Origin of the sequence: Streptomyces sp. NBC_00820, from assembly GCF_036347055.1 — a bacterium.
Taxonomy (GTDB): domain Bacteria; phylum Actinomycetota; class Actinomycetes; order Streptomycetales; family Streptomycetaceae; genus Streptomyces.
Genome location: NZ_CP108882.1, coordinates 4,481,247 through 4,506,136, shown reverse-complemented (window position 1 = coordinate 4,506,136; position 24,890 = coordinate 4,481,247). Strand labels below are relative to the sequence as shown.

At 70.8% G+C, this 24,890-nt stretch carries 27 protein-coding genes and 1 tRNA gene; 16 read left to right on the top strand and 12 right to left on the bottom strand.

Going from position 1 to position 24,890, the window contains the following annotated elements; genetic code table 11:
* Window positions 1–14: 14 nt before the first annotated feature.
* The 4 genes from nhaA (at window position 15) to OIB37_RS20380 (ending at window position 3,234) form a co-directional block, all read left to right on the top strand.
* A complete protein-coding gene (gene nhaA, locus OIB37_RS20395) occupies window positions 15–1,457 on the top strand; it encodes a Na+/H+ antiporter NhaA (protein WP_330459040.1) in 1,443 nt (480 codons plus the stop codon).
* A gap of 53 nt (window positions 1,458–1,510) precedes the next feature.
* The gene (locus tag OIB37_RS20390; protein ID WP_330459039.1) at window positions 1,511–1,993 is read left to right on the top strand and encodes a phage holin family protein; all 483 of its coding nucleotides are present in this window, start codon (window positions 1,511–1,513) and stop codon (window positions 1,991–1,993) included.
* Window positions 1,990–2,925 carry an alpha/beta fold hydrolase gene (locus OIB37_RS20385; protein WP_330459038.1) on the top strand — a complete coding sequence of 312 codons (936 nt, stop codon included), beginning with the start codon at window positions 1,990–1,992 and terminating at the stop codon, window positions 2,923–2,925. Before OIB37_RS20390 ends, OIB37_RS20385 begins: the two co-directional genes overlap by 4 nt.
* A 129-nt stretch (window positions 2,926–3,054) precedes the next feature.
* Window positions 3,055–3,234, top strand: coding sequence for a hypothetical protein (locus tag OIB37_RS20380; protein ID WP_330459037.1), 180 nt, complete (start codon window positions 3,055–3,057; stop codon window positions 3,232–3,234).
* Between the two features lie 105 nt (window positions 3,235–3,339).
* Here OIB37_RS20380 and OIB37_RS20375 read toward each other — a convergent pair whose 3' ends face one another.
* The 3 genes from OIB37_RS20375 to nth all read right to left on the bottom strand — a co-directional run bounded on the left by OIB37_RS20375 (window position 3,340) and on the right by nth (window position 6,388).
* The gene (locus OIB37_RS20375) at window positions 3,340–4,539 is read right to left on the bottom strand and encodes a MarP family serine protease (protein ID WP_330459036.1); all 1,200 of its coding nucleotides are present in this window, start codon (window positions 4,537–4,539) and stop codon (window positions 3,340–3,342) included.
* Window positions 4,540–4,656: 117 nt separating this feature from the next.
* The gene (locus OIB37_RS20370) at window positions 4,657–5,352 is read right to left on the bottom strand and encodes an NUDIX hydrolase (RefSeq protein ID WP_330459035.1); all 696 of its coding nucleotides are present in this window, start codon (window positions 5,350–5,352) and stop codon (window positions 4,657–4,659) included.
* Between the two features lie 52 nt (window positions 5,353–5,404).
* On the bottom strand, window positions 5,405–6,388 hold the full coding sequence (gene nth / locus OIB37_RS20365) for an endonuclease III (protein ID WP_330459034.1): 984 nt from the start codon (window positions 6,386–6,388) through the stop codon (window positions 5,405–5,407).
* Between the two features lie 359 nt (window positions 6,389–6,747).
* On the opposite strand from nth, the gene OIB37_RS20360 reads away from it, so the two are divergent.
* A complete protein-coding gene (locus tag OIB37_RS20360) occupies window positions 6,748–7,422 on the top strand; it encodes a Crp/Fnr family transcriptional regulator (RefSeq protein ID WP_030734182.1) in 675 nt (224 codons plus the stop codon).
* Window positions 7,423–7,763: 341 nt separating this feature from the next.
* The gene (locus tag OIB37_RS20355; RefSeq protein WP_330461908.1) at window positions 7,764–8,519 is read left to right on the top strand and encodes a nucleotidyltransferase domain-containing protein; all 756 of its coding nucleotides are present in this window, start codon (window positions 7,764–7,766) and stop codon (window positions 8,517–8,519) included.
* A 46-nt stretch (window positions 8,520–8,565) separates the two neighbouring features.
* On the opposite strand, the gene OIB37_RS20350 is transcribed toward OIB37_RS20355, so the two are convergent.
* The 4 genes from OIB37_RS20350 to OIB37_RS20335 form a co-directional block, all read right to left on the bottom strand.
* A complete protein-coding gene (locus OIB37_RS20350) occupies window positions 8,566–9,396 on the bottom strand; it encodes an MBL fold metallo-hydrolase (RefSeq protein WP_330459033.1) in 831 nt (276 codons plus the stop codon).
* A complete protein-coding gene (locus tag OIB37_RS20345) occupies window positions 9,393–10,298 on the bottom strand; it encodes an NUDIX hydrolase (RefSeq protein ID WP_330459032.1) in 906 nt (301 codons plus the stop codon). Before OIB37_RS20345 ends, OIB37_RS20350 begins: the two co-directional genes overlap by 4 nt.
* A gap of 207 nt (window positions 10,299–10,505) precedes the next feature.
* Window positions 10,506–10,970, bottom strand: coding sequence for a RidA family protein (locus OIB37_RS20340; RefSeq protein ID WP_330459031.1), 465 nt, complete (start codon window positions 10,968–10,970; stop codon window positions 10,506–10,508).
* Window positions 10,967–11,128 (bottom strand): DUF4177 domain-containing protein, encoded by a 162-nt coding sequence (locus OIB37_RS20335; protein WP_003975360.1) that lies wholly within the window; start codon window positions 11,126–11,128, stop codon window positions 10,967–10,969. The genes OIB37_RS20340 and OIB37_RS20335 overlap by 4 nt, the downstream gene beginning before the upstream one ends.
* A gap of 106 nt (window positions 11,129–11,234) precedes the next feature.
* On the opposite strand from OIB37_RS20335, the gene OIB37_RS20330 reads away from it, so the two are divergent.
* Window positions 11,235–12,212, top strand: coding sequence for an ArsA family ATPase (locus OIB37_RS20330; RefSeq protein ID WP_330459030.1), 978 nt, complete (start codon window positions 11,235–11,237; stop codon window positions 12,210–12,212).
* Window positions 12,209–13,525: an ArsA family ATPase gene (locus OIB37_RS20325; protein ID WP_330459029.1), complete on the top strand. Its 1,317-nt coding sequence runs from the start codon at window positions 12,209–12,211 to the stop codon at window positions 13,523–13,525. The genes OIB37_RS20330 and OIB37_RS20325 overlap by 4 nt, the downstream gene beginning before the upstream one ends.
* 296 nt (window positions 13,526–13,821) lie before the next feature.
* Here OIB37_RS20325 and wblA read toward each other — a convergent pair whose 3' ends face one another.
* Window positions 13,822–14,160, bottom strand: a complete 339-nt coding sequence (wblA, locus tag OIB37_RS20320; RefSeq protein ID WP_018547931.1) for a transcriptional regulator WblA — start codon at window positions 14,158–14,160, stop codon at window positions 13,822–13,824.
* A 606-nt stretch (window positions 14,161–14,766) separates the two neighbouring features.
* On the opposite strand from wblA, the gene OIB37_RS20315 reads away from it, so the two are divergent.
* Window positions 14,767–17,118 carry a transglycosylase domain-containing protein gene (locus tag OIB37_RS20315; RefSeq protein ID WP_330459028.1) on the top strand — a complete coding sequence of 784 codons (2,352 nt, stop codon included), beginning with the start codon at window positions 14,767–14,769 and terminating at the stop codon, window positions 17,116–17,118.
* A 102-nt stretch (window positions 17,119–17,220) separates the two neighbouring features.
* Here the strand turns inward: OIB37_RS20315 and OIB37_RS20310 are convergent, their stop codons facing one another.
* Window positions 17,221–17,688 carry a GatB/YqeY domain-containing protein gene (locus tag OIB37_RS20310; protein ID WP_330459027.1) on the bottom strand — a complete coding sequence of 156 codons (468 nt, stop codon included), beginning with the start codon at window positions 17,686–17,688 and terminating at the stop codon, window positions 17,221–17,223.
* A 94-nt stretch (window positions 17,689–17,782) separates the two neighbouring features.
* Here OIB37_RS20310 and OIB37_RS20305 point away from each other — a divergent pair, with 94 nt between their 5' ends.
* From OIB37_RS20305 to OIB37_RS20295, 3 genes are all read left to right on the top strand, one after another.
* A complete protein-coding gene (locus OIB37_RS20305) occupies window positions 17,783–18,709 on the top strand; it encodes a metallophosphoesterase (protein ID WP_330459026.1) in 927 nt (308 codons plus the stop codon).
* A 184-nt stretch (window positions 18,710–18,893) separates the two neighbouring features.
* A complete protein-coding gene (locus tag OIB37_RS20300) occupies window positions 18,894–19,652 on the top strand; it encodes a Pr6Pr family membrane protein (protein WP_330459025.1) in 759 nt (252 codons plus the stop codon).
* A 66-nt stretch (window positions 19,653–19,718) separates the two neighbouring features.
* Window positions 19,719–19,792, top strand: a tRNA-Pro gene (locus OIB37_RS20295).
* A gap of 189 nt (window positions 19,793–19,981) precedes the next feature.
* On the opposite strand, the gene OIB37_RS20290 is transcribed toward OIB37_RS20295, so the two are convergent.
* Both OIB37_RS20290 and OIB37_RS20285 read right to left on the bottom strand, forming a co-directional pair.
* On the bottom strand, window positions 19,982–20,956 hold the full coding sequence (locus OIB37_RS20290; RefSeq protein ID WP_330459024.1) for a magnesium transporter CorA family protein: 975 nt from the start codon (window positions 20,954–20,956) through the stop codon (window positions 19,982–19,984).
* Between the two features lie 142 nt (window positions 20,957–21,098).
* Window positions 21,099–21,629: a DUF5994 family protein gene (locus tag OIB37_RS20285; RefSeq protein ID WP_330459023.1), complete on the bottom strand. Its 531-nt coding sequence runs from the start codon at window positions 21,627–21,629 to the stop codon at window positions 21,099–21,101.
* Between the two features lie 276 nt (window positions 21,630–21,905).
* Here OIB37_RS20285 and OIB37_RS20280 point away from each other — a divergent pair, with 276 nt between their 5' ends.
* The 4 genes from OIB37_RS20280 to OIB37_RS20265 all read left to right on the top strand — a co-directional run bounded on the left by OIB37_RS20280 (window position 21,906) and on the right by OIB37_RS20265 (window position 24,187).
* On the top strand, window positions 21,906–22,466 hold the full coding sequence (locus OIB37_RS20280) for a DUF5994 family protein (protein WP_330459022.1): 561 nt from the start codon (window positions 21,906–21,908) through the stop codon (window positions 22,464–22,466).
* A 238-nt stretch (window positions 22,467–22,704) separates the two neighbouring features.
* Window positions 22,705–22,986, top strand: coding sequence for a hypothetical protein (locus OIB37_RS20275; protein WP_330461907.1), 282 nt, complete (start codon window positions 22,705–22,707; stop codon window positions 22,984–22,986).
* Between the two features lie 81 nt (window positions 22,987–23,067).
* A complete protein-coding gene (locus tag OIB37_RS20270) occupies window positions 23,068–23,340 on the top strand; it encodes a hypothetical protein (RefSeq protein WP_330459021.1) in 273 nt (90 codons plus the stop codon).
* A gap of 625 nt (window positions 23,341–23,965) precedes the next feature.
* A complete protein-coding gene (locus tag OIB37_RS20265) occupies window positions 23,966–24,187 on the top strand; it encodes a hypothetical protein (RefSeq protein WP_330459020.1) in 222 nt (73 codons plus the stop codon).
* Window positions 24,188–24,639: 452 nt separating this feature from the next.
* Here the strand turns inward: OIB37_RS20265 and OIB37_RS20260 are convergent, their stop codons facing one another.
* On the bottom strand, window positions 24,640–24,885 hold the full coding sequence (locus OIB37_RS20260; RefSeq protein WP_330459019.1) for a hypothetical protein: 246 nt from the start codon (window positions 24,883–24,885) through the stop codon (window positions 24,640–24,642).
* Window positions 24,886–24,890: the final 5 nt, after the last annotated feature.

Here is a 24,890-nt window from a genome sequence, read left to right as displayed (position 1 = left end):
CGGAGGTCCCCACCGTGTCAGCGCCCCGTACCCCGACCGCCACCCGCAAGGCCCTGGGACGCCTGTCCCTGCCCGAGCGGACGGTCATCACGGACGCGCTGCGCACCGAGACCGTCGGCGGCGTCCTGCTCCTCCTCGCCGCCGTCGCCGCGCTGATCTGGGCCAACATCCCCACCCTGCACCACAGCTACGTGGCCGTCAGCGACTTCCACTTCGGCCCCGAGGTGCTCGGCCTGAACCTCTCCGTCGCCCACTGGGCCGCCGACGGCCTCCTCGCCGTCTTCTTCTTCGTCGCCGGCATCGAACTCAAGCGCGAGCTGGTCGCCGGGGACCTGCGCGACCCCAGGGCGGCGGCGCTGCCCGTGGTGGCCGCCCTGTGCGGGATGGTCGTACCCGCGCTGGTCTGCACGGTCACCGCGCTCGCCGGAGGCGGGTCCGCGCGGGGCTGGGCGGTGCCCATGGCCACGGACATCGCCTTCGCGCTCGCCGTCCTCGCGGTCATCGGCACCTCGCTGCCCAGCTCCCTGCGCGCCTTCCTGCTGACCCTGGCGGTCGTCGACGACCTCTTCGCGATCCTCGTGATCGCCGTCTTCTTCACCGAACGGATCAATTTCGCCACCCTCGGCGGAGCCGTGGTGGGGCTGGTGGTCTTCTGGCTGCTGCTGCGCCGGGGCGTGCGCGGCTGGTACGTGTACGTGCCGCTCGCGGTCGTGATCTGGGCGCTGATGTACAACAGTGGCGTGCACGCCACCATCGCGGGCGTGGCGATGGGCCTGATGCTGCGCTGCACCACCCGCGAGGGTGAGGAGCACGCGCCGGGCGAGCGCGTCGAGCACCTGGTGCGCCCGCTGTCGGCCGGGCTCGCCGTGCCACTGTTCGCCCTGTTCAGCGCCGGGGTGTCGGTATCCGGCGGGGCGCTCCATGACGTGTTCACGAAGCCGGAGACGCTCGGGGTCGTACTCGGGCTGGTCGTCGGCAAGACGATCGGCATCTTCGGGGGTGCCCGGCTGGCCGTCCGCTTCACCCGTGCCTCGCTCAGCGACGACCTCGCCTGGGCCGACGTGTTCGCGGTGGCGTCCCTGGCCGGCATCGGCTTCACCGTCTCGCTGCTCATCGGGGAGCTGGCCTTCGCCGGCGACGCCGTACTGACCGACGAGGTGAAGGCGGCCGTACTCGCCGGATCGCTGATCGCGGCGGTATGTGCGACCGTGCTGCTGAAGGTACGCAACGCCAAGTACCGCGGTCTGTGCGAGGACGAGGAGCGCGACGAGGACCTGGACGGTATCCCCGACATCTACGAGCAGGACGACCCGGAGTACCACCTGCGCATGGCCCGGATCCACGAGCACAAGGCCGCCGAGCACCGGCGCCTCGCCGTCGAGAAGGCCGCGGCGGCGCGCCACGGGCTTGCGGAAGTACCGGGCGGGGCAGGCGATGAGGACGGTCGTCCGGCATGATCTGACGAGACGGTACAAAACAAGACGGCACCAAACCTCTGAGGGAGAACGCGATGAGCGCACGCGACGGCAGCCCGGTCGGCGCCGAACGCAGCGTCGGCCAGCTGGTCGCATCGGCGACGACCGAGTTGTCGGCGCTGGTGCACGACGAGATCGCGCTGGCAAAGGCCCAGCTCAAGCAGGACGTGAAGCGCGGCGCGGTCAGCGGCGGCGCGTTCTCGGTCGCGGGCGCGGTACTGCTGTTCTCCCTGCCCATGCTCAACTTCGCGCTGGCGTACGGCATCCGGACCTGGAGCCACTGGAACCTGGCCATCTGTTTCGTGCTGTCCTTCGCGGCCAACGTGCTGATCGCCGGCCTGCTCGGACTCATCGGTCTGGTGTTCGCGAAGAAGGCCAAGAAGAGCCAGGGCCCGCGGAAGGTCGCCGCGTCGGTGAAGCAGTCGGCGGGCGTCCTGCAGAACGCCAAGCCGCACCCGCGCCGTCCCGCGCTGCCGCAGGACCGGGCGCGCAAGGCCGTGGCACGCTCGTCGTCATGACAGAACCCGCGGCGGCATCGGCCGTACGGATCGACCTCCCCTCCGGGGAGAAGGTGACGCACCGCGACGTCGCCGCCAACGGCGCGCGCTTCCACATCGCCGAACTCGGCGACGGCCCCCTGGTGCTGTTGCTCCACGGCTTCCCGCAGTTCTGGTGGACGTGGCGGCACCAGTTGTCCGCGCTCGCCGGCGCGGGCTACCGGGCGGTGGCCATGGACCTGCGCGGCGTCGGCGGCAGCGACCGCACCCCGCGCGGCTACGACCCCGCCAACCTCGCCCTGGACGTCACCGGCGTGATCCGCTCGCTCGGCGAGCCGGACGCGGCGCTGGTCGGCCACGACCTGGGCGGCTACCTGGCGTGGACGGCTGCGGCGATGCGGCCCAAGCTCGTACGTCGGCTCGCGGTGGTGTCGATGCCGCATCCGCGGCGCTGGCGTGCGGCGATGCTGCGGGACGCCCGGCAGACGGCCGCGAACTCCTACATCTGGGGCTTCCAGCGGCCGTGGATCCCCGAGCGGCAACTGACCGCCGACGACGGCGCGCTGGTGGGCCGGCTGATCCGGGAGTGGTCCGGGCCGCGGCTGCCGGAGGACGATGCCGTGGAGGCGTACCGGCGGGCCATGTGCATCCCGTCCACCGCGCATTGTTCGATCGAGCCGTACCGCTGGCTGGTGCGCTCGCTGGCCCGCCCGGACGGCATCCAGTTCAACCGCAGGATGAAGCGGCCGGTACGGGTGCCCACGCTGCACCTGCACGGCTCCCTGGACCCGGTCACCCGCACGCGCAGCGCGGCCGGTTCGGGCGAGTACGTCGAGGCGCCCTACCGCTGGCGCCTCTTCGACGGCCTCGGCCACTACCCGCACGAGGAGGACCCGGTGGCCTTCTCGACCGAGCTGATCAACTGGCTGAAGGACCCCGAGCCGGACCGGTGACCGCGCGGATGCGTGGAGTGATCCGGTTCCTGAACACTTGTCCCTCGAACGGCCACATGCCTGCCGCATAGGCCAATTGGGGGGAGCCGAGGCGGTTATCGACCTTGGGCCAGGGGCACACGTCGGGGTATGGGCTGGACGCACGACTACAGTGACGCACCCCGCAACCGCCGCTCGACCGCCTCCCCGGGCTCTGCCCGGCGCGGATCGCCGCAGTTGACGGAGACGGATCCGCAGGTGGGAATTTCGTACATTCTGCGCCGCCGGGCCCGCTGGGTCTCGATACGTCTGCGTCACACGCGCGGCTGAACCCGCGGCGCGCCGGGGGCACTTCGGGGATCACACCGGAATCAGCCGGGATCACGCCGGGGCCACACCGGGGGCACCAGGGGAATCGCAGGGCACCACAGGTCATCACAGGGCACAGCTGTCCGTGCCCACCTGCTCGTTGGCCGTACGCCCCTGGTCGATGTCGCGCTGGATCTCGTCGGCGGTGAGGGCGTAGCCGGTGTCGGCGTCGTCGAGGGACTTGGCGAACACCACGCCGTAGACCCGGCCGCCGGGCGTCAGCAGCGGTCCGCCGGAGTTGCCCTGACGGACGGTCGCGTACAGCGAGTAGACGTCGCGGCCGACCGTGCCGCGGTGGTAGATGTCCGGGCCGTGGGCCGTGATGCGCCCGCGCACGCGCGCGGCGCGGATGTCGTACGAACCGTTCTCCGGGAAGCCGGCGACGATCGCGTCGTCCCCGCTGACCGCGTCCCCCGACGAGAAGCGCAGCGGGGGCGCGACCAGGTCGGGCACGGCGAGTACGGCGATGTCGCGCCGCCAGTCGTAGAGGACGACCCGGGCCGGGTACTTGCGGCCCACGCCGCCTATCTGGACGGTGGGCGCGTCCACGCCGCCCACGACGTGCGCGTTGGTCATCACGCGGCCGTCGCCGAAGACGAAGCCGGTGCCCTCCAGGACCTTGCCGCAGCTCTGCGCCGTACCGGTGACCTTCACGATGGAGCGCTGGGCGCGGGCGGCGACCGGGCTGCGGGCGAGGGCCGGGTCGGGCGGCTGGACCTCCTTGATCGGCTCGTTGGAGAACGGGCTGAAGACCTGCGGGAAGCCGTTCTGCGCGAGGACCGAGGTGAAGTCCTTGAACCAGGTGTCGGCCTCCCGCGGCAGCGTCTGGGAGACGCCCAGCAGCACCTTGGAGCTGCGGACCTCCTTGCCCAGCGTCGGCAGCGTGGTCTGCGCGAGGGCGGAGCCGATCAGCCACGCGACCAGGAGCATCGCGACGACGTTGACCAGGGCGCCGCCGGTGGCGTCGAGGGCGCGGGCGGGGGACCAGACGATGTGGCGGCGCAGCTTGTTGCCGAGGTGGGTGGTCAGGGCCTGGCCGACGGAGGCACAGACGATGACGACGACCACGGCGACGACGGCCGCGACGGTGCCGACCTGCGCGTTGCCGGTCACGGCGTCCCAGACGACGGGAAGCGCGTACACGGCCACGAGACCGCCGCCGAGGAATCCCAGCACCGACAGGATGCCGACGACGAAACCCTGGCGGTAGCCGACGACCGCGAACCACACAGCCGCGACCAGCAACAGGATGTCCAGCACGTTCAACGCTTCAGGCCTCGCCTATCCACTCCGGTCCCAGCGGCCAGGCCCCGGGTCCGGGGGCGGGCGGCGAAGCCGCCGATGTCGCTGCCCCCGGGAGAACACAGCACGGACGACACCTTGTCACGACCGCCAGTCGAGCGGGACCTGCTTGTCTCTGTTCCAGGGGCGTTCCCAGCCCGCGTAGTGCAGCAACCGGTCGATCACTCCGGCCGTGAAGCCCCAGACCAGGGCCGATTCGACCAGGAATGCCGGTCCTCGGTGGCCGCTGGGGTGGACGGTGGTGGCCCGGTGGGCGGGGTCCGTGAGATCCGCCACGGGGACGGTGAAGACGCGGGCGGTCTCGTTCGGGTCGACGACACCGACCGGGCTGGGCTTGCGCCACCAGCCGAGCACGGGCGTGACGACGAACTCGCTGACCGGGATGTAGAGGGCGGGCAGCACGCCGAAGAGCTGGACGCCGGCCGGGTCCAGGCCGGTCTCCTCCTCCGCCTCGCGCAGCGCCGCCCTGAGCGGGCCGTCGCCGTGCGGGTCGCCGTCCACGGGGTCGAGGGCGCCGCCCGGGAAGGAGGGCTGGCCGGCGTGCGAGCGCAGGGAACCGGCGCGCTCCATGAGCAGCAGCTCGGGGCCGCGCTCGCCCTCGCCGAAGAGGATCAGCACCGCCGACTTGCGCCCCGAGCCGTTCTCCGGCGGCAGGAAGCGGCTGAGCTGGGTCGGCTCGACCGTCTCCGCCGCGTGCGCCACCGGCTCCAGCCAGCCCGGCAGCCCCTCCTTGCTCAGCGCCACCGGCTCCTCGTGCGTGCCGTGCGTGTACGTCATCGCCACCCCCGTCCTACCGTGTCCCACGCTCCGGGGCGCCCGGATCGTTCCGTCATCCGGCCCCCAGCGGCGGGGCCGCCTTGCCGCCCGCGTCGAGATAGGACTGCGGGGGGTTCAGGCGCTGGCCGGGGAAGCCGCCCTTCTCGTACTTCAGGAGCCCTCGGGCCTTCTCCGGGTCGGTCTCGCCCTCGCCGTAGGCCGGACAGAGCGGGGCGATGGGGCAGGCGCCGCAGGCGGGCCTGCGGGCGTGGCAGATGCGGCGGCCGTGCCAGATCACGTGGTGGGACAGGTCGGTCCAGTCCTTCTGCGGGAACAGCTCGCCGACGGCCGTCTCGATCTTGCCGGGATCGGTCTCCTCGGTCCACTTCCAGCGGCGCACCAGGCGCTGGAAGTGGGTGTCCACGGTGATGCCGGGGCGGCCGAAGGCGTTGCCGAGGACGACGAAGGCGGTCTTGCGGCCGACGCCGGGGAGCTTCACCAGGTCCTCCAGCCGGCCGGGGACCTCTCCGCCGAAGTCCTCGACGAGGGCCTTGGAGAGCCCTATGACCGACCGGGTCTTGGCCCGGAAGAAGCCGCAGGGGCGCAGGATCTCCTCGACCTCCTCCGGATCGGCGGCGGCGAGGTCCTCGGGCGTGGGGTACTTGGCGAAGAGCGCGGGGGTCGTCTGGTTGACGCGCAGGTCGGTGGTCTGGGCGGAGAGCACCGTGGCGACCACGAGCTGGAAGGGGTTCTCGAAGTCCAGCTCGGGGTGGGCGTAGGGGTAGACCTCGGCGAGTTCGCGGTTGATGCGGCGGGCACGGCGGACGAGGGCGGTACGGGACTCACCGGCGGCAACCCGCCTGGCCGCCGCCCCCGCGGCCGGCGCCTTCGCGGCGGAGTCGTCCTTCACGGCGGTGCCCTTCATGCCGGCGGCTTTCGAGGCAGGCGCCTTCGCGGCGGGTTTCCTCTTCGCGGCCGTGCCTTTTCCGGCAGCATCTTTTCCGGCCGCGTCCTTTCCGGCAGCGACCTTCCTGACCGGTGCGTTCTCGGCCGGCACGTTCCCGGCGGGTACCTTTTCAGCCGGTACCTTTTCGGCCGGTTTCACCTTTTCCCTGCTTCCATCGGGATCCTGTTCGCCCACGGCGGAATCGCGACGTACAACCACTCGCCCAGCCCCCTTGGCCTGTGCTCTCACCGCGATTTGGACACCCGGCCAGCCTAAAGCCCGGCACCGACATCCGCCCCGGACCCGGAAGATCAGCCCCCGATTGGACCCCTGCCGCATACGTTGGGACACCTGTGCGGCATCCTTGTGACAGATCACACTGTTTGGACCGTCCGGCAAAATGGGGAACACGGACCCCTGTCACACGGGGGAGCAAGATCCCCCTGAGCAGGTCGACAAGGAGAGAACTCGTGGACGACGTTCTGCGGCGCAACCCGCTCTTCGCGGCTCTCGACGACGAGCAGGCCGCGGAGCTTCGCGCCTCCATGAGTGAGGTGACCCTCGCCCGTGGCGACTCGCTGTTCCACGAGGGCGACCCCGGGGACCGGCTGTACGTCGTCACCGAGGGCAAGGTGAAGCTTCACCGCACCTCGCCCGACGGCCGCGAGAACATGCTCGCTGTCGTCGGCCCCGGCGAACTGATCGGCGAACTGTCGCTGTTCGACCCGGGCCCGCGCACTGCCACCGCCACCGCGCTGACCGAGGTGAAGCTGCTGGGTCTCGGCCACGGCGACCTCCAGCCCTGGCTGAACGTGCGCCCCGAGGTGGCCGGCGCCCTGCTGCGCGCCGTCGCCCGCCGGCTGCGCAAGACCAACGACGCCATGTCCGACCTGGTCTTCTCGGATGTCCCGGGTCGCGTGGCGCGCGCCCTGCTGGACCTCTCGCGCCGCTTCGGCGTGCAGTCCGAGGAGGGCATCCACGTCGTTCACGACCTCACCCAGGAAGAGCTGGCCCAGCTGGTCGGCGCCTCCCGCGAGACCGTGAACAAGGCGCTCGCCGATTTCGCCCAGCGCGGGTGGCTCCGCCTGGAGGCGCGGGCGGTCATCCTGCTGGACGTGGAGCGGCTGGCCAAGCGCTCGCGCTGACCGTTCCTGGTTGTACGACACGACGTCGGGGCCCGCCTGTCACAAGGCCGGGCCCCGCTGTCGTGATCGGCCCTCCCGGGGCTCACGCCCCGCCCGGGCCCGCTGCCGCCGGCCGGCGCCGAAAACACGTCGCGCCACAGGACCGCTCGGGCCACAGTGAGCGCATGCCCAACCCTCTGGTCCCGCACGGCCCGGTCCCGCAGAGCCCCGACGTCCACGGCCCCGTCCCGCGCGACCACGACGCCCACGGACCCGCCCCTCACGACGTCGACGCCCACGGACCCCTCCCCCATGGCCTCGACGCTCACGGCTTCATCGCCCGTGAAGGCTCCCTCGCGCGCGTGCCGGACGCGTTCCGCCCGGTCGTGGCGGCCGCGCGGGACCGGCTGGCGGAGACGTTCGGGACGCGGCTGCACAGCGCCTACCTCTACGGTTCCGTCCCGCGCGGCACCGCGCGCGTGGGCCGCAGCGATCTGGACCTGCTGGTGGCCCTCCGCGAGGAGCCGGACGACGCCGCCCGGGAGGCCGTACGGGCCCTGGGCGAGGCGCTCGACCGGGAGTTCCCGCAGATCGACGGCGTGGGCACGCTGCTGTACGGCCGGGCGCGGCTGCTGAGCGACCTGGAGCGCCACGACCTGGCCTGGTTCGTGGCCTGCCTGTGCACCCCGCTGCTCGGGGACGACCTGGCCGCGCACCTGCCCCGGTACCGCCCCGACTCGCTGCTCGCCCGCGAGACCAACGGCGACCTGGCGCTGTGGCTCCCGCGCTGGCGCGAGCGCGTCGCGGACGCGGCGGACACCGAGGAGGCCCGACGCCCCTTGGTGCGCTTCATGTCCCGGCACCTGGTCCGCACCGGCTTCACCCTCGTCATGCCCCGCTGGAAGGGCTGGACGAGCGACCTGCGCGAGATGGCCGCGGTGTTCGGCGCGTACTACCCACGGCGGGCGGCGGCGATGCGTATGGCCGCCAAGTACGGCTACGAGCCCGTCGGCGACCCGGCCGCCCTGCGGACGTACACCGACGACCTGGGCCCCTGGCTCGCCGAGGAGTACGCGCGCGTGCACGGCGTGAAGGCCCCGCGCCCGGAAGACGGGTAGCCGGGGCGGGGGACCGAGACACACAGCCGGCGCCGGTCAGATCAGGTCAGATCAGCCCGTGGTCGGTGAGGTAGTCCATCTGCGCCCGCACCGACAGCTCGGCCGCGGGCCACAGGGAGCGGTCCACGTCGGCGTACACGTGGGCGACGACCTCGCCGGGGCTGAGGTAGCCGTTCTCCACGGCCGACTCGACCTGGGCGAGGCGGTGGGCGCGGTGGGCGAGGTAGAACTCCACGGCGCCCTGGGCGTCCTCCAGGACCGGCCCGTGGCCCGGCAGGACGGTGTGCACGCCGTCGTCCACGGTCAGGGACCGCAGGCGGCGCAGGGAGTCCAGGTAGTCCCCCAGGCGGCCGTCGGGATGGGCCACGACGGTCGTACCGCGTCCGAGGACGGTGTCCCCGGTCAGCACGGCGCGGTCGGCCGGAAGATGGAAGCTCAGGGAGTCCGCGGTGTGCCCGGGGGTCGGTACGACCCTCAGCTCCAGGCCGCCGAGCGCGATCACGTCCCCGGCGGCCAGGCCCTCGTCGCCCAGCCGCAGCGCCGGGTCCAGGGCACGCACGCGCGTGCCCGTCAGTTCGGCGAAGCGGCCGGCGCCCTCGGCGTGGTCGGGATGGCCGTGGGTGAGCAGGGTGAGGGCGACGCGCTTGCCGGCCCGCTCGGCGGTGTCGACGACGTTTTGCAGGTGGCCGTCGTCCAGCGGGCCCGGGTCGATCACCACGGCCAGCTCGGAGTCCGGTTCGGCGACGATCCAGGTGTTGGTGCCGTCCAGGGTCATCACGGAGGCGTTGGGCGCAAGTACGTTGACGGCCCGTTCGGTCGCGGGACCCGAGAGGACACCGCCCCGGGGCTGGCCGGGCAGAGTTGCCGCGTCGGTCATGCGGGGCCTCCGGCGGTCGTCCGGGCGGCCGGCGCGGCTGCCGTCCCCGATGCCGGGATGTGCTTGGTGAACTCGTCGTGTCCCGGCCAGGACAGCACGATCTCCCCGTCCTCCAGGCGCGCGCTCGCCAGTACCGGGGTCATGTCGCCCGCGGGAGCCGCGGCGAGGGCCTCCGCGGCGGTGGCGTAGGGCAGCAGCCGGCGCAGGGTGCTGATGGTGGGCGGCATCATCAGCAGCTCGCCCTTGTCGTACCCGGCGGCGGCCTCCTCCGGGCGGATCCACACCGTGCGGTCGGCCTCCGTGGAGGCGTTCCGGGTGCGCTGGCCTTCGGGGAGGACGGCCACGAAGAACCAGGTGTCGTAGCGGCGGGCCTCGAACTCGGGCGTGATCCAGCGCGTCCACGCACCGAGCAGGTCGGAGCGCAGGACCAGGCCGCGGCGGTCCAGGAACTCGGCGAAGGACAGTTCACGCGCGACCAGGGCGGCGCGGTCCGCCTCCCAGTCGTCCCCGGTGGTGTCGCCGACGACCGAGTCGGGGCCGGGGCCCGCGAGCAGGACGCCCGCCTCCTCGTACGTCTCCCGGACGGCCGCGCAGACGATCGCCTGGGCGCCCGCCTCGTCGACGCCGAGCCGCCGCGCCCACCACGCGCGCGTGGGGCCCGCCCAGCGGACCTGGCGGTCGTCGTCGCGCGGGTCGACCCCGCCGCCGGGATACGCGTACGCGCCTCCGGCGAAGGCCATGGAGGCGCGTCTGCGCAGCATGTGGACGACCGGACCGGCCGGAGTGTCCTTCAGGAGCAGCACGGTGGCCGCGCGCTTGGGGGACACCGGGGTGAGAGAACCGTCCGCGAGGGCACGGATGCGGTCCGGCCATTCCGCGGGGTACCACTGACCGTTCGCCATGGCCGGAGGCTATCCCGTATAGGGCGAATGTTCGAGAGGTGCCCGAGGCCGGAGGGGTTTCGACGCGACCGCTCCGGCGGAACCGCTCAGGCGCGCCCGCGTCGGTCGAACCACGGCAGTCGAACCACGGCGGTACGGCCGCGTCACTGGAACCACACCAGCGGAACCACGTCGGCGCGACCACGCCGGCTGAGCACCGCGGCAGAGCTACGGAAGCAGCTCGACCTGGATCTCGACCTCCACCGGCGCGTCCAGCGGGAGCACCGCGACGCCCACGGCGCTGCGGGCGTGCACACCGCGCTCACCGAGGACCTCGCCGAGCAGCTCGCTGGCGCCGTTGATGACACCGGGCTGGCCGGTGAAGTCGGCCGCGGAGGCGACGAAGCCGACGACCTTCACCACGCGCGCGATGCGGTCCAGGTCGCCGGTGACGGACTTCACGGCGGCCAGGGCGTTCAGCGCACAGGTGCGGGCCAGGTCCTTGGCCTCCTCCGCGGTGACCTCGGCGCCGACCTTGCCGGTGACGGGCAGCTGCCCCTCCACCATCGGCAGCTGGCCGGAGGTGTAGACGTACATGCCGGACCGGACGGCCGGCTGGTACGAGGCCAGCGGCGGTACGACCGCCGGCAGGGTCAGGCCCAGTTCGGCCAGCTTGGCCTCGACGGTGCTCACGCCTGCTTCTCCCGCTTCAGGTAGGCCACGAGCTGTTCGGGGTTGTTGGGCCCGGGCACGACCTGGACGAGCTCCCAGCCGTCCTCGCCCCAGGTGTCCAGGATCTGCTTCGTGGCGTGGACGAGCAGCGGCACGGTTGCGTATTCCCACTTGGTCATGGGCCGACTGTATCCGCTGTGACCGGGGGGACCGGCGGACGCCCGCGGGCGTCGTTATCCACAGCCTCCCGCGTGAGTGTCGGCCGGACTGGTTAGTCTCGATGGTGTGAGCAGGCTCCAGGTCGTCAGCGGCAAGGGCGGGACCGGCAAGACGACGGTCGCCGCCGCACTCGCGCTGGCCCTCGCGACCGAGGGGAAGCGGACGCTTCTCGTGGAGGTCGAGGGTCGGCAGGGCATCGCACAGCTCTTCGAGACAGAGGCGCTGCCCTACGAGGAGCGAAAGATCGCGGTCGCTCCCGGGGGCGGAGAGGTGTACTCCCTCGCCATCGATCCCGAACTGGCCCTTCTGGACTATCTCCAGATGTTCTACAAACTCGGCGGCGCGGGCCGCGCCCTGAAGAAACTCGGCGCCATAGACTTCGCCACCACCGTCGCGCCGGGACTGAGGGACGTCCTCCTCACCGGCAAGGCGTGCGAGGCGGTGCGCCGCAAGGACAAGAGCGGCGCGTTCCTCTACGACTACGTGGTCATGGACGCCCCGCCGACGGGCCGCATCACCCGCTTCCTGAACGTCAACGACGAGATGGCGGGCCTGGCGAAGATCGGCCCGATACACAATCAGGCGCAGGCCGTGATGCGGGTGCTGAAGTCTCCGGAGACGGCGGTGCACCTGGTGACGCTGCTGGAGGAGATGCCCGTCCAGGAGACCGCCGACGGCATCGCCGAACTGCGCGCGGCGGGGCTGCCCGTGGGCCGGGTCATCGTGAACATGGTGCGTCCGGCGGTGCTCGACGCGGCCGACCTGGAACTCGTGCCGACCGTCGCCCGCTCCTCGGTCGCGCAGGCACTGTCCGCCGCGGGACTCGGCGGCGCGCGCCGGGGCGGGAACGCCGAGCGGCTGGTCGGCCCGCTGCTGGAGCAGGCCGCGGAGTACGCCGAGCGGCACACGCTGGAGCAGGAGCAGCGCGCGGCCCTGGAGGAGCTGGGCCTGCCGCTGCACGAACTTCCGCTGCTCGCCGAGGGAATGGACCTGGCGGGTCTGTACGAACTCGCCACCGAGCTGCGCAGTCAGGGGTTGTCATGAGTCCGGACCAGGCCGAGGCGCAGGACGCCGCCCGCCCTTACCTCTCCCCCGCGCGTGTGCTCGACGTCGACGCGCTGCTGGACGATCCGGGGACCCGGATCGTGGTGTGCTGCGGCTCCGGCGGGGTCGGCAAGACGACGACCGCGGCGGCCCTCGGGCTGCGGGCGGCCGAGCGCGGCCGCAAGGTGGTCGTGCTCACCATCGACCCGGCCAGGCGGCTGGCCCAGTCGATGGGCATCGACTCGCTCGACAACGTGCCGCGCCGGGTGAAGGGCACCGACGGCGACGGCGAACTGCACGCCATGATGCTGGACATGAAGCGCACCTTCGACGAGGTCGTGGAGGCGCACGCGGACCCCGAGCGGGCGGCCGTGATCCTGGCCAACCCCTTCTACCAGTCGCTCTCGGCGGGCTTCGCGGGCACGCAGGAGTACATGGCGATGGAGAAGCTGGGGCAGCTGCGGGCCCGGGACGAGTGGGACCTGATCGTCGTCGACACCCCGCCGTCCCGTTCGGCGCTGGACTTCCTGGACGCGCCCAAGCGGCTCGGTTCCTTCCTGGACGGCCGGCTGATCCGGCTGCTGACCGCCCCCGCCAAGCTGGGCGGCCGCGCGGGGATGGCCTTCCTCAACGTGGGCATGTCGATGATGACCGGCACCCTGGGCAAGCTGCTGGGCGGCCAGCTGCTGAAGGACGTCCAGACGTTCGTGTCCGCGATGGACACCACCTTCGGCGGTTTCCGCACCCGCGCGGACGCCACGTACAAGCTGCTCCAGGCGCCCGGTACGGCGTTCCTCGTGGTGGCGGCCCCCGAGCGGGACGCGCTGCGCGAGGCCGCGTACTTCGTGGAGCGGCTGGCCGCGGAGAAGATGCCGCTGGTGGGTCTGGTCCTCAACCGTGTCCACGGCAGCGGTGCCGAGCGGCTGTCGGCCGAGCGGGCGCTCACCGCCGCGGAAAATCTTGAGGAGGCCCGCATTGTGGATCAGGGGGGCGGGAAAGCTGGACTTCGTAACTCTCCCGACACGTACGGAAGTTCAGAATCTCCCGCTTCCGGGACACCGGCTCCTGACGAAGGCTCCCCCGCCACGGACACGGAGCGGTCCGTCGACCAGTTCACCGCAGGCCTGCTGAGGCTGCACGCCGAGCGCATGCAGCTGCTCTCGCGCGAACAGCGCACGCGGGACCGTTTCGTCTCCCGCCACCCCGAGGTGGCGGTCGTCGAAGTACCCGCGCTCCCCGGTGACGTCCACGACCTCACGGGCCTGCGCGACATCGGCGGCCGGCTGGCGGCGGGGCAGAGCGAGCTGTCGTAACGGCGAACCGGGGCAGCGGTCGTACAGCCACGCCACAACGGGCGAACCGGTCACGCCACAACGGTCCTGCCGACCGCGCCACAACAGTCGCGCCGGTCACGCCACAGCAGTCGCGCCGGCCATGCCGCAACAGTCGCCCGGTCACGTCACAACGGTCGCACTGGCCGTGCCGCGCGGCCGTCCGGCGAGGGCCCGCGTACGGGCGGCTCGCCGCCGGCGCGCACCTGCCCGGCCGATGTTCCCGCGGTTCATGCCCGGTCGGTACGGCCCTCGGCCTATGCCGGAGGGCGTTGCCCTCAGCTCACCGCCGCGTAGTTCTCGTACACCTCGTCGTTGTCGAGGGGCACGATTCCGGCGCCGCGCTCGTACTCCGAGCGGGCGGTCTCCAGCAGTCTGCGCCAGGAGGTCACGGTGGGCCGGCGGCGCAGCAGCGCGCGACGCTCCCGCTCCGTCATGCCTCCCCACACGCCGAATTCGACGCGGTTGTCCAGCGCGTCGGCCAGGCACTCGGTGCGTACCGGGCACCCGGTGCACACCGCCTTGGCCCTGTTCTGCGCTGCTCCCTGAACGAACAGTTCATCCGGATCGGTAGTGCGGCAGGCAGCCTGCGCACTCCAGTCGGTTACCCAGCCCATACCGGCGCCGTCCTCTCCCGAATCGAGGCTCCCCCACGGCGGCAGCGGCATATTCACCGCCGCCAGTTGAGGACGTTACGGAAGGTGGGGGCAGCGCAACACCCCCTTCGGGCCCAATCTTGAATGGCCCGAACGGACTATGGGTAAGCGGCAGATCACCCGCGGGAGTGAGCTGGCGACATGCGTGATCATCCCGGCAAAGCGGGACAGCTGTGCTGCGCCACAGCGGGCGTCAGGTGACACACAAGGCGAATTCGGACACGCCCCCACCAGAAAGTCGGGGTACTTCCGGAACGATTCGGGGTCGCCGGACGTATTGATACGTGGCCGCACTGCCGTGACAGTTGAGAGCAGCTTAGGCCAAGGCCTGCGCGCGTGTCCGGCGAATGAGAAGGTGCGCGCCCCGCTTTGCCGCGCCGTGATGCGGGGGCCTTGAGCGACGTGCGCGGGGCCTGTGAGCGACCTGTGCCGACGCGCCGTTCACCACCAGGAAGCCAAGCTGGCCCGGCCGCCCCGAACCCCGCGCACGTCACGATCCCGCACCTGAACATCCCGAGGGGCGGCCGGTCCATCGGAACGCCGACACCTACGGATTAGGCTGCCTCCATGCCAAAGAAGAGCTCGGGCGGTGGCCTCTCGGCAACGCAGCAGGCCGCCAAGTTCCTCGGTGTCAGTGTGCTCGCGGGAGCCGTGATGGCGGGCATCGCACTGCCCGCGGCCGGGGCGCTGGGCCTCGCGGCCAAGGGCTCGGTCAAGGGCTTCGACGAGATCCCGGCCAACCTCAAGAGCCCCCAGCTCAGCCAGCGCACGACCATACTGGACAGCCAGGGCAACCAGATCGCGACCGTCTACTCCCGCGACCGCACGGTGGTGGACCTCAAGGACATCTCGCCGTACATGCAGAAGTCGATCGTCGCGATCGAGGACTCGCGCTTCTACAAACACGGCGCCATCGACCTCAAGGGCGTCCTGCGCGCGGTGAACAAGAACGCGCAGAGCGGCGGGGTCGCCGAGGGAGCCTCCACGCTCACCCAGCAGCTGGTGAAGAACTACTTCATCGAGGAGGCCGGCGACGACCCGACGAAGGTCGCCCAGGCCACCCAGCAGACGCTGGGCCGCAAGGTGCGCGAGCTGAAGTACGCGATCCAGATCGAGGAGAAGCTCGGCAAGAAGAAGATCCTCGAGAACTACCTGAACATCACCTTCTTCGGCGAGCAGGCGTACGGCGTCGAGGCGGCCTCCCAGCGGTACTTCTCCAAGCACGCCAAGGACCTGAACCTCCAGGAATCGGCGCTGCTGGCCGGCATCGTCCAGTCCCCGAGCCGCTACGACCCCGTCAACGACGAGGCCGAGGCCACCAAGCGGCGCAACATCGTGCTCCAGCGCATGGCCGAGGTCGGCGACATCTCCCCGGCGGAGGCCGACCGGGCCAAGGAGGCGCCGCTCGGGCTGCACGTCAGCCGGCCGAAGAACGGCTGCATCACCGCCTCCCGGGGCGCCGCGTTCTTCTGCAAGTACGTCGAGCACGTCTTCCTCAACGACCCGGTCTTCGGCAAGACCGCCGAGGAGCGCGCCAAGGTCTGGAACAAGGGTGGCCTGACCATCCGTACGACCCTGGACCCGCAGGCCCAGGACTCCGTACAGGCCTCCCTGAAGGAGCACGTCAACAAGTCCGACTCGGTCGCCGCGGCCTCCACCCTGGTCGAGCCCGGCACCGGCAAGGTCCTGGCGATGGGCCAGTCCAAGCCGTTCGGCTACGGCAAGAACGAGACCGAGTACAACTTCTCGGTCGACCGCGCCTGGGGCGGCTCCAACTACGGCTTCCCGACGGGTTCGACCTTCAAGCCGTTCGTGGCCGCGGCCGCGATCGAGGGCGGCAAGCCGGCGACGCAGGAGTACTCGGCGCCGTACAAGATGCAGTACCCGAGCCCGGTGCAGCGGTGCGGCAGCCTCCCGTATCGCAACAGCAGGACCAAGCCGGAGACGGTGGAGAACGAGAACGAGTCCGAGAAGGGCCCGTACCGCATGAAGGAGGCGATGGCGAAGTCCATCAACACCTACTTCGTGCAGCTGATCTCCGACATCGGCCTGTGCCCGGTGGTGAAGATGACCGACGCGATGCACGTGGTGCAGGGCGACGGCTCCAAGCTCCCCGAGACCCCCTCCATCGCCCTCGGCGCGATCGGCCTGTCCCCGCTGACGATGGCCGAGGCGTACGCCACCTTCGCCTCCCGGGGCATGTACTGCACGCCGGTCGCCATCGAGTCGATCACCCAGAAGATCGACGACGAGGAGCGGTCGCTCCCGGTGCCCAGGTCCACCTGCTCGCGCGCGATGAGCGAGAAGACGGCCGACACGGTCAACACCCTGCTGCGCGGCGTGATCGACTCCGGCACCGGCCAGGAGGCCGGCCTGAGCGACCGGGACAACGCGGGCAAGACGGGTACCACCGACGAGCGCAAGAACGCCTGGTTCGTCGGCTACACGCCCAACATGTCCGGCGCGGTCTGGGTCGGCAGCGCCCGCCAGGACGTGCAGATGACCAGCATCAGCATCGGCGGGGTCTACCACCCGGTCGTCTACGGCGCCGACGTCCCGGGCCCGATCTGGAAGGACGCCATGACCGGCGCCCTCTCCGGCAAGGCCGCCCCGGACTTCAACCTGATCGACATCCCCGACGAGGGCAACGGGGACGACCACGGCCGGGGCGACGACGGCAACGGCGGCAACGACGGGCGGAACCGGGGCCGTACGGGCGGTCTGATCGGCGGGCTGTTCGGCGGTCTGACGGACGGCGGGACGACCGGCGGAGCGCCCGGTGGAACGCTCGGCGGAACGACCGGCGGAACTGCGGGTACCCCCACCGGTGGCACCGTCCCGGCACCGACGTTCACCTTGCCCGGGAACCTCACCCAGGGCCAGGGCAACGGCGGCCGGAACGGCGGCACGCGCCGCTGATCCGCTCCCGAGGTACGACGACGGGGCCGCACCCTTCATCGGGGTGCGGCCCCGTCGTCGTACGGAAGTCCGCCGGCGAACCTCTGCCGCCGAGGCCCGGGCTCAGCCCTGGAGGAGCTTCTTCACGACGGCGGCGACACGGCCGCCCTCGGCCAGGCCGGCCACCTTCGGGTTCACGATCTTCATCACGGCGCCCATGGCCCGCGGCCCCTCGGCGCCGGCCGCCTTCGCCTCCTCGACGGCCTGGGAGACGATCGCGTTCAGCTCGTCGTCGGAGAGCTGCTTGGGCAGGTACTCGGCGAGGAGCTCGCCCTCCGCCTTCTCCCGCTCGGCCGACTCGGTACGGCCACCCTGCGCGAAGGCCTCGGCCGCCTCACGGCGCTTCTTGGCCTCCTTGGTGATCACCTTGAGGACCTCGTCGTCGGACAGCTCCCGCTTCTCCTTGCCCGAGACCTCCTCCTTGGTGATCGCGGTGAGCGTCAGCCGGAGCGTCGAGGAGCGCAGCTCGTCGCGCGCCTTGATCGCGGCGTTGAGGTCGTCGTGCAGCTTCGACTTGAGCGTGGTGGTCATGAGACCGATTGTCGCAGGTACGCGCGTCCGAACGCCCGTTGATTTACCGGGCGGCCGGTATCAGGGCCCCGGGCGCGTCTGACACGATGGTCGTATGCGCGCGCGATATGGAGTACCCCTGGGAATCATGGCGGCAGGCGCCGCCGGACTGGCGTACGCGGCGGGGTTCGAAGCCCGCTCCTTCCGCCTCCGACGGGTGACGGTCCCGGTCCTCCCGCCGGGCATGCGCCCGCTGCGCGTGCTCCAGGTCTCCGACATCCACATGGTGAGCGGGCAGAGCAAGAAGCGGCGCTGGCTGCAGTCGCTGGCGGGCCTGCGCCCCGACTTCGTGATCAACACCGGCGACAACCTGTCCGACCCGGAAGGCGTCCCGGAGGTTCTGGACGCCCTCGGCCCGCTGATGGAGTTCCCGGGCGCGTACGTCTTCGGCTCGAACGACTACTACGGCCCCAAACTCCGCAACCCCGCCCGCTACTTGATGGAGAAGGCCAACGGCCGCCACGGTCTGAACGGCAACAAGCCGGCGACCGGGGCGATCCACAACCCCTGGGAAGACCTGCGCGACGGCTTCGACACCGCGGGCTGGCTGAACCTGACGAACACCCGGGGCGTTCTGAAGCTGGAGGGCATGTCGATCGAGCTGACCGGCCTGGACGACCCCCACATCAAGCGCGACCGCTACGCGCGCGTGGCAGGCGGCCCGTCCGGCACGTACGACTTCTCGATGGGCGTCGTCCACGCGCCCTACCTGCGCGTCCTGGACTCCTTCACCGCGGACGACTATCCCCTGATCCTGGCCGGCCACACCCACGGCGGCCAGCTCTGCATCCCCTTCTACGGCGCCCTGGTCACCAACTGCGACCTCGACACGGACCGCGTGAAGGGCCTCTCCACCCACACCTCGGAGGGCCGCACCTCCTACCTCCACGTCTCGGCGGGCTGCGGCACCAACCGCTACACCCCGGTCCGCTTCGCCTGCCCGCCGGAGGCGACGCTGCTGACACTGGTGGGACAGGAGTAAAGGGGAGCGGGGATTCGGAGACGGGCCCGCAGGCAGCCCCGGCACGCACACGCCGGGGCGCCGCCCGCCACCACCACCCCCACCACACGCTGACGCGCTGCCGCGCCGGCACTCTCCTGGGGGCATTAACCCGCCCGGAGTGCCCCGCATGGCCCCTTTCGCCCCTCCTGCTTAGCGTGAGGGCATGACCGCCCCGATACCCAGGGACATCCCGGACCTGCCCGCGATCCCGGGCCCGCCCGTGCTGCAGCCCTCACCCGTCCCGGCGACGGCGGTGGTGGGACCCGTCCGCCGCCCGCAGGCAGCGGTGTTCCGCCTCCTGATCGCCGCCGCGGCGGCGGCCGGCGTCGCCCTGGAACTCCTCCTGGGCACACCCGCACGCACCCTGAGCTACTTCGGCGTCCAGGCCAACATCATCGTGGCCGTCGTCATGCTCCTCTCGGCGTCCAGAGCCTGGCGGACCCGCCGCCCGCTGCCCGGCTCCGTGACAGGGGCCACACTCCTCTACGCCGTGACCGCGGCGCTGGTCTACCACCTGCTCCTGGCCGGCACGACGCCCCCGTTCTCCATGACGGGCGCGACGGAGCCCCCGGCACGCTGGCACGCCCAGTGGGCGGCACTCCAGGTTCTCCACGTGCTGATCCCCACGGCGGTCGTCCTGGACTGGCTCCTCCTGACCCCCGCGGGCCGCCTGCGCCTGCGCCAGGCCGCGGCCTGGCTGCTCTACCCCCTGGCCTACCTGGTCTTCTACCTCGCCCGGGCGGCCTTCCTCCCCGCCTCCGCGCCGGCCCGCTACCTCTATCCCTTCCTCGACGCGGACGCCCACGGCTACCGCAGCACCCTCGCGAACGCCCTCCTCCTGGGCCTCGCGATATACGGCCTGGCGGTCCTCCTGACAGCCCTGGACCACACCCGTCCGTCCCCGACCCGCCGTCGTGTCTGAATCGGATTTCGTCTCCAGCCACCAGTGGGCTAAAGTAAACGACGTCGCCGCGAGAGCGAACGACATCGGGGTGTAGCGCAGCTTGGCAGCGCGCTTCGTTCGGGACGAAGAGGTCGTGGGTTCAAATCCCGCCACCCCGACAGCCGAAACACCAGGTGAGGCACCTAGGAACGTTCCTAGGTGCCTCACCTGTTTCTGCCTGCGTGTCCATGTCTGACTGCGTGACACCACAGGCGCACAGCGGCGGACAAGCGCGGACGTCCACGGACCATCACCACGGGTGAACCGCGTCGCGGCTCATCGAATGCATATAGAGGTGACCAACGCGGTCAGAGCCAGTCCCCGTGCCTGAAGGCGAAGTACAGCGCCAGAGAGGCAACGGCGATGGTGGCGCTGGAAACGATGAATCCCGACTGGTGTCCGAAGCCGGGGTAGGGAAGGTTCTGTCCGTAGAAGCCGGTGATCGCCGTGGGCACGGCGATGATCGCGGCCCAGCTCGTCACCTTCTTCATGATCAGGTTCATCCGGTTCGCCTGCACCGACAGGTTGGTCTCCATCACCGAGGCCACCAGGTCGCGCAGCGACTCCGTCCACTCGCCGGCCCGCAGCACGTGGTCGTACACATCGCGGTAGTACGGCAGCAAGGAGTCGTCGACGACGCCGAGGTCGGGGCGCATGAGGGCGTTGACGACCTCCCGTATGGGCAGGACCACGCGACGGAGCCGGACCAGTGATTTCCGCAGGGCGTAGGACTGGCGCTGTACGGTCTGGATCTGCCGGCCGCCTTCGGTGAAGAGCAGAGCGTCCAGTTCCTCGATGCGTTCGTCGAGTTGCCGCACCGCGGCGAAGTGCCCGTCGACGACGTAGTCGAGCAGGCCGTGGAGCAGAAAGGCGACCCCGTGTGCCGCCAGAGCCGGGGTACGGTCCCAGCGGGCGACGAGCTCGTCGAGGGCGAACGCGGGGTCCTTGCGGACGGTGATCAGCGCCTGCGGCGTGAGGATGACCGCGAGCTCGCTCATCGTCAGTCCCGCGCCGTCCGGGTCGACGGCCACCGCGTAGACACTGAGGAAGTGATGGGTGCGGTAGTTGTCGAGTTTCGCCCGCTGTCCCTCGTGCAGCGCGCCCTCGAGAGCCAGCTCGTGGAGGCCGAGTTCCTCGCCGACCGCCGTGAACTCGGCGCGGTCCGGGCGGAACAGGTCCAGCCAGACGGTCGAGGACCGGTCCGCCAGATGACGGGAGATGTCCCGGACCGGGAAGTCCTCCTCGACCAGGGAGCCGTCGCGGTACAGCCGAGTACGGGCCATGTCGCGCACCCTAACGGCGTCGGCGGAACATCAGCGGACGCCACTACCGGACATCCACCCCGACGGGCGGCACCGCCTCGATCGCCTTGAAGCCGGCGCCGTCCGGCGGAGACGGACCCGATGGCACCCGGGCCTTCGGACGTCACTCCTCGGGCTCGTGGCGTTCCTCGTCGGCCTGAGGGCTCGCCGCGGGGATCGGGTGTGCCTGACGGGTGCTGGTGTCGATGAGGATCTGTGCGGCATGGGTGACGTTGTCGGCCCGGACGGCCCTGGCCATCGCGGCACGGGCGGCGTCGGCTGTCGCGTGCGGCGGGACCACGAGAAGGGAGAAGTGGTCCCGGTCGCCCCGAGTGATCAGGACGGTGTCGTCACCGACCGGGAAGGAGTCGATACGGACGACCTGGTCGTCGACGACCAGGCGCGTGGGAAGTCCGTCCCATGCGGTGGCGTCCAGGCCGACGCGCGTGATGGGGCCGAGGTGACTGGTCAGCACGTGGATGAGGTCGGGCAGCTCGGCGCCGATGTCGCGGGAACGCGGCCACCACGCACCGTCGAGGTTGCCTTCCCGGGAATGTGTCGTCTCCAGCCGCAGGAGAACGGTCCCGGGTTTCGCGGCCCGGTGGATCGCGTCCGGCAGAAGCCCGGAGGCGCGAGGGACGTCGGGTTCGGTCATGGTGTGTCCGCCTGTCTGCGGGATTCGGAGTCGCCGCCGGACGCGGGATCTCGTCCTCTTCACCGTAAATCGCGCGCGGCGCACAGGCTGTCGCGCCGGTGGTTCCGGACTCGATGCCGGCCGGAGAATGCCTGCTCGCGTGCACGTTCCGGAGCCTGGGAACGGCGTAGAGTGAAAGGACCGGGAGTACTTCGCACATCGGCCCCCATGCCGGTGCCGTTTCCGGCGAGCAGCAACACCGGCCTCCGGAAGGAGGCTCGGGGACAGGTCCGCGCCATGACCGCGACCATCGAACCTACGATCATCAAAGAGCGCCTGACTTCGGCGCCGGCCCGGCTGTCCCTGGCCCCGACCGGCTCGGACACAGGTCTTCTGGACGGTGCCTGGTGGCCCCGCTCCCGTGATCTCCTCCGGGAGATCCCCACTCTGACGGACGCGCTGGACGCGTGCTGGGGCCGGATCACCCACGTCACCGTGAACCCCACCCACTGGCCCGTCATCCCGCACAAGGTCCCCGTCACCGGGCACACGGTGCATGTCGGCTGGTTCGCCGAAGAGCAGGACTCGAACAAGGTGATGCTCCTCTCCTACACGGTGGGGCGCCTGGACCTTCTGGTGATCCCTCCGGAGACGGAGCCGGCCGCTGCCGCCCGGCTGATGGCAGCAGCAGCCGTTCCGGGAGGTATCCGCACCGCCAGTGGTCTGATGGCCGACGAGGCCATGAGCCACGACGCGACAGAGGCCCGGAATCGGGACGAGGAATGGGAGACCGACGGCGGAGCCGCTTCGGCCGCCGGAACCTCGATCGGGATCCCGGGTTCCACCCCGATGGGGTGACGACATGGAGGCAGCCGTCACCGTCATCGTGATCGCCTTCGCGATCCTCGCGGGAATGTTCCTGATCCACCGGCTCAACGCGCAGCATGCCGAGAGGATCGGGGCGTTCCGCTACAGCGATGCCCTGCTGGGAATCGGCCGGCGGACCCGTAAGAGCCCACATGCGACCTCGCCGAAGGGTCCACCCGCCGACAGCGCGCCAGGAGCATCGAGCGGGGAGCCGTTGCCGCACGTCGTCCTGAACGAACAAGGGGACACCGGGAGGTCACCGGAGCTGCCGTCGGCCGCGCACGCGGAGGTTCGTATCGTCTCCGCCGACCCGGAGGCGGCGCGCCGTGTCGCGGAGATTCTCCGCCGTTGTTTCGCCGCCACCGAGGCGCGCAGCTACCCCGCGGGCACCGACGGCGGAACGCGCCTCCACTTCACCGTGGACACCACGCGCATGGCGGAGCCGGTGCGCTCCTGGCTTCTGACCAGCCAGTCCTCCCGGGACAACCGCACACAGCCGGACGAGATCTGAGGAGACGGCGCCCTCAGCGAGGAAGGCCACCGCCCCGGCCGTACGGGTTTCCGTCAGTGCCGGCACGAGAGGCAGGCGACCATGGCGACACTGCACGAGCGGAAGCACTACCGCGAGGCGGTCATGAGGACCCTGTACGAGGCCATCGAGGGCAACCGCCTTCTCGGCCTCACCGGGGCGCAGCTGCGCGAGGATCCCGCCGTGCCCGAGGAGGACCTGGCCGCCGCCTGCACGTACCTGGCGGCCGAGGGACTGATCCAGGTCGACTGGGCACGCGGAAACACACCCGCGATGGTCACACTGACGCACAAGGGGATCCAGTTCATGGAGACCGAGGAGAAGGACAGTGACTGACACGGTGCAGGTCGCCCTCAGAGCTCCAGCCGGTCACACGGAAGTCGCTTCCTCCCCATATGACCTGAATGACATCCCGGGCATACCCTGGTGAGTGGGCCGGTGCACTCTCACGTGCAACGACCCGGAAGGGCGGCCCCGGTGTGTATACGCCGGGGCCGTTGCGTCATCGGCACACGCCACGGCGTCCTCGGCGGATGGAGCGAACGATCGGGCATCGGGGGCCACGCAGGCGCGGCAGCTCGGCCAGGCGGACGCACGCGTCCAAGTCGGACACGTACTCGCGGGGTTCGGCCGGCAGTTCTGCGCGGCGGATCTTGCGCAGCCGCGCCGCGTGGCGGTGGACGACATGGCCGGTCGACATCGGCTCGAGGATGGCGTGGTGCGTTCTCCGCGCCCATCCGTGTCACACTGTGTCACACCCCTGTCACACCGGTGCCCGGTCCGGCGGGATTCACCCGGAACGGCGGTGGTCGGCGGGTGGCTGCCGCTTCGTCCGCCCGTGTGGACGGAGGGCAGGTCAGGGCGGTGCTCAGCGCTTCTCGGCCCCCGAGTGGTTGTTGCCGTACGGATCTGTGCCGACGGACACAGCGAACGGGGCGCAGATAGGCGCATACTGAGGACAATGACAAAGCCTGCTGCACCGAAGCGTCATCTGCCCACCAGCCCTTTCAAGGCTCCGGTCACACCTGCGCCCAAGCACTTCGCCGTGGGCGACCAGGTCACACACGACATGTACGGCCTCGGCCGGGTCATCGGCATCGAGGACGGAATCGCGGCACTCGTGGATTTCGGCTCGGCGCAAATGCGGATCTTGAGCCCGTACTCCAAGATGACCAAGCTGTAGGACCGCTGTGCCCGCCCAGGGCGCACCAGGCCCCTTCGGGGGCCTGCAAGGAAAGGGAGACCTCTCATCGATCTGACGTCGCTGTTCTCCGCCCTGGAAGGGCAACCCCGTCGGTCCGCCGCGGCATCGCCGCCTCCGACGACCAATCCCTTCCAGACCCCGGACTTCGGGGAAGACGAGGCCTTCCTGTTCGAGGACACGGAGGAGCCCGGCTCGGACCTTCGTGCGTCGCGAGCCGAGGCGGCTTAGCTCTCACCGGTGACGGTGGTTCCGGCGGCCGGAAACCGGCCCCGCCCAGCGTCAGCCGTAGGCGCGAGTCCCGCCACCCCGACAGCGCAGTACCCGGCCAGGGGCCTGATCCGTGAGAGCGGATCGGGCCCCTGACTCGTTTCCCGGGCCCCTTGCCCGGAGGGGGGCGGCCGTCAGTCGCCGCCAGTCGCCGCCAGTCGCCTTCAGTCCTGCACGATCGTCCAGGGGCGCATCAGGTCGTCGTCCTCGTGTTCGAGGATGTGGCAGTGGTGGATGTACGTCGCCGGGAATTCGGTGCCGCTGTCCGGAATCGACGCGATCAGGCCGGTCGGCGGGGTGAATTCCTGGATTCGAAGGGGTCCTTGTTGGACCGCGCTTTGTCCGGGTCCGGCGGAATCGGCGGGCTTTCCCGGACCGGCCCGGCGTGCTGCGGCAATTCTCGGAGCCATCTCTG